Below are 928 nucleotides of genomic sequence, written 5' to 3' on the forward strand. Positions count from 1 at the left end.
ACGCGCCCGGCCGAGATGGCCGAGACGCCGAAAGGCAAGCCGCGGCGCCAGCGCCCGGCCCGCCGCAGGCGGCCGGCACGCAAGGCGGCGTGAGCTGCTGACCGTGTGAAGAGTAGCGCCGCCGTATTCGGCGCTACGCCGCGCCGCGAAACCGTTCAGCCCAACGCCGCTTTCAACCCCCGCGCCGCCGCTTCTAACAGATCCAGCGCGCCGTCGAAATCGCGGGTGAAATACGGATCCGGCACGTGATCGGTGCCGGTTTCGGGGGCGTAGCTGGTAAACAGCTGCACCGGCGTGGTGTTGCCGGGCGGGCGCAGCGACTCGATCTCGGCAATGTTCTTCGCATCCATGCCCAGGATCAGGTCGAACCGGGTGAAATCGGCGGCGGTGAACTGCCGCGCGCGCAAATCGCTCAGGTCATAGCCGCGCGCGCTTGCCGCGGCCTGCATCGGCCCGTAGGGCGGCTCGCCGATATGCCAATCAGAGGTGCCGGCACTGTCGGTCGCGATCCCCGGCATCAACTGGCGCGCCACCCCCTCGGCGGCGGGAGAGCGGCAGATATTGCCGAGGCAGACGAAAAGGATCTTGCTGGACATCGCGGCACCGGGTCAGAAAGGGTCGGCGTCAGAATAGGAGAAACATGGTGCAAGGTTCCAGCCCGAAGGCCCGGAAGATCGTCATCCTGACCGGGGCGGGCATCTCGGCGGAAAGCGGGCTGGGCACCTTCCGCGACGCCGGCGGGCTGTGGGCGCAGCACCGGATCGAGGATGTGGCGACGCCCGAGGGCTTTGCCCGCGATCCGGCGCTGGTGCAAGGCTTTTACAACGCCCGCCGCAGCGCCGCCGCCACCGCAAGGCCCAATGCCGCGCATCAGGCGCTGGCGCGGCTGCAGCGCGACTGGCCCGGCGAAGTGGTGATCGTCACCCAG

Annotated in this window: 2 protein-coding genes; one reads left to right on the plus strand and one right to left on the minus strand. The window is 69.1% G+C overall.

The annotated features are described in order from the left end of the window. Nucleotides 1–155 precede the first annotated feature (155 nt). Entirely contained in the window at nucleotides 156–596 is a 441-nt protein-coding gene (locus CVM52_RS26125) for a low molecular weight protein-tyrosine-phosphatase (RefSeq protein WP_100165090.1), read from the minus strand. A 44-nt stretch (nucleotides 597–640) separates the two neighbouring features. Between CVM52_RS26125 and CVM52_RS26130 the strand changes: the two genes are divergently transcribed. After that, nucleotides 641–928: Sir2 family NAD-dependent protein deacetylase (locus CVM52_RS26130; RefSeq protein WP_276308674.1), on the plus strand; the 288-nt coding region annotated here is incomplete at its 3' end.

It is taken from the genome of Pseudooceanicola lipolyticus (assembly GCF_002786325.1).
Lineage (GTDB): Bacteria > Pseudomonadota > Alphaproteobacteria > Rhodobacterales > Rhodobacteraceae > Pseudooceanicola_C > Pseudooceanicola_C lipolyticus.

Excerpts from the sequence above, each read along its gene's own strand:
- CVM52_RS26125 (WP_100165090.1), bottom strand. The coding sequence starts at position 596 with ATGTCCAGCAAGATCCTTTTCGTCTGCCTCGGCAATATCTGCCGCTCT.